This is a genomic window from Bradyrhizobium sp. KZN70725 (assembly GCF_055264925.1).
The window spans coordinates 1-2,627 of the sequence record NZ_JBUYWT010000150.1 but is presented as its reverse complement, the minus strand read 5'-3'; the positions used below and the strand labels follow the sequence as shown (position 1 = coordinate 2,627).

The window sequence follows — 2,627 nt, the reverse complement described above, 5'->3', positions numbered from 1 at the left end:
CTGCGGATTCCGACGAAGCCGGCCATGCATTCCAATTCGAAGCCGGCCGGGTATTCCGATCTGAAGCCGGCCACCCGTGGCGTCGTTCGCATGGGTCAAATTCATGATGTCGTTGAGGGCTGGGAAGGTCAAGAGACCGGTTGGCCTTGAGCGGGTTGCTTCTGCTTCCTGAGGCTCTCTCCCTTGAGTTCGATGCGATAGGCATTGTGAACGAGGCGATCCAGGATGGCGTCGGCGATGGTGGGGTTTCCGATGATTTCGTACCAGCGGTCGACGGGCAGCTGGCTGGTGACGATGATCGAACGAGCTTCATATCGATCCTCGACGATTTCGAGCAAATCACGGCGTTGTTCTGCGTCGAGGGGTTCTGGTCCCCAGTCGTCAAGGATCAGCAAGTCGAGCCGTGCGATCGCCCGCAGCATCTTGGTATACCGTCCATCGGCGCGGCCGAGTGCGAGAGCGGCGAACAGACGCGGGACACGATGGTAGGCAACGGCGAAGTCATCCCGACAAGCCTTGTGGCCGAGCGCGCACGCAAGCCAACTTTTGCCAACGCCGCACGGCCCGGTGACGAGAAGATTATGTCTTGCCCGGATCCAGTCGCCGGCGGCGAGTTTTAGAAAGAGCGTGCGGTCGAGCCCGCGGATAGCGCGGTAGTCGACATCCTCGACGCAAGCGGCATGACGCAGTTTGGCGGCGCGAGCTCTGCTTTCAAACCGCTTTTGCTGACGCTGCGTTTTCTCCTGCTCCAGGAGCAGGGCCAGCCATTCGGCATGTTCGAGGCTGCGCGCTTCGGGCTGGGCATCAAGCTCCTTGAAGCCTTTGGCCATGCCGTGGAGACCGAGATTTTGCAGCAGGTCAAGCGTGGGGTGGGTCAGCATGCTGGATTTTCCTTTCAATGGAAGTAGCCGGGGCCGCGGAGATTGGGATGGTCGACGACCGCGTCATCAGTGGCGCGAGCGCTGCGGTCGAGTTTGTTGGCGATGATCGAAGCAATGCTCTTGTAGGTCAGCGCGCGGACCGCGATGGCGCGGGCAGCGATCAGCTCGGCGCGTTCCGGATCGAGATCCTTGAACAGCCGAAGCACACCCAGACAGGTCCGGAATCCCTGTTCGGGATGAGGCCGATTGGCCAGGATGGCGAGGACGAGACCTTCGGTGTTTTGTCCGATCGATCGTCCCCAGCGACGGAACCGCTCGGGAGTCCACTCGGCGTAACGCCGATGCGCGCTGGGCATGTGGTCGGGATCGGTGCCGTGCCGGCGGCCGCCGTAACGGCGCTGGTGAGCTGCAACACGCGCCCCCCGATGGAACAACTCGATGGTCCGGGTGGTGGCGCGAACGTCGACCTGCTCCCGGATCAGCCCGTGGGGAACAGAGTAAAAGAACCCATCGATCTCGACGTGATAATCGAGCGACACGCGGGCCACGCGCCATTCCGCGAACTGATAATCGGCGTCCGGCAGCGGCGCCAGGACAGGCATCTCGACCGTCTCGAACAATTGTCGACGACTAACCCCGAGCCGGCGCATGACGTGCGCGTTGATCCGCTCCAGCGCGGCGGCGATGGCCGCGTTCGCCTCGACCAGCGAGAAGAAGGTCTGCCGGCGAAGCCGCCCCAGGATGTAGGTCTGGGCAAAACGCACCCCGGCTTCCACTTTTGCCTTATCCCGGGGTTTTCGTGGCCGTGCCGGAAGGATGCCGACGCCATAATGGGACGCCATCATCCCGTAGCTGCGATTGATTTCAGGATCGTAGAACGAGGCCCGGTGGACGCCGGACTTCAAATTGTCCGGAACGACAAGCCGTGGCACCCCGCCAAAGAACCGGAACATGCGAACATGGGCCTCGATCCAGTCCGGAAGTGTCTGCGTCCAGGTCGCCTCGGCGTAGGTGTAATTCGAGGCGCCAAGCACGGCGACGAAGATTTCCGCTTCACGCACAACCCCGGTGTTGTAATCGACGATCATGATTTTCTTGCCGGAGTAATCAACAAAGACCTTGTCGCCGGCCGGATGATCCTGCCGCATCGTCGGAGACAGGCGCCGCTCGAACTCCCGGAACAAATCGCAGAACCGGCTGTAGCCATATCCTTCCGGGTGAACCGCGCGGTACTCTTCCCAAAGCACCATCAGATTGACGCCAGGCCGCTTCAGCTCGCAGGCAAGCGAGGCCCAATCTGGCTCGATGCGCCGACGGAAGCCGCGCCTGACGCCTGCGTGGGCAAATAGGCGCTGTTCAAGAACAGCATCGGTCAGATCGCCGGCCAAAGGCCACGCAAGCCCGGCAGTTGAGGCGCGCTTGAGATTGTCCTGGATCGTGCTGCGCGCCACCCCGAGCGTGCGGCCGATCTCCCGGGCGCTCACCCCGTCACGGGCAAGCCGCAGCATTTGTCGTATCTGTCGCATGGTCAGTTCTCTCTTCGCAGGCATCCGCTTCCCCCGTTGATCGACGAGGGACTTGATGCCCGAGGGACTGACCCAAACGAAAACGCTGCCTTCCCGAAAAGCCGGCCGGCTTCAGATCGGAATGCCGGCCGGTTTTATTTCGGAACGGTGGCCGGCTTCATTTCGGAACGGTGGCCGGCTTCAAATCGGAATACCCGGCCGGAATAAATCGGAATCCGCA

2 protein-coding genes are annotated in these 2,627 nt (G+C 61.9%); both read right to left on the bottom strand.

All coding sequences use genetic code 11. The features are described from left to right. Nucleotides 1-128: 128 nt before the first annotated feature. On the bottom strand, nt 129-881 hold the full coding sequence (gene istB, locus ACZBJS_RS42290; RefSeq protein ID WP_463440305.1) for an IS21-like element helper ATPase IstB: 753 nt from the start codon (nt 879-881) through the stop codon (nt 129-131). A 14-nt stretch (nt 882-895) separates the two neighbouring features. After that, nucleotides 896-2,431, bottom strand: coding sequence for an IS21 family transposase (gene istA / locus ACZBJS_RS42285; RefSeq protein ID WP_463440304.1), 1,536 nt, complete (start codon nt 2,429-2,431; stop codon nt 896-898). Nucleotides 2,432-2,627: the final 196 nt, after the last annotated feature.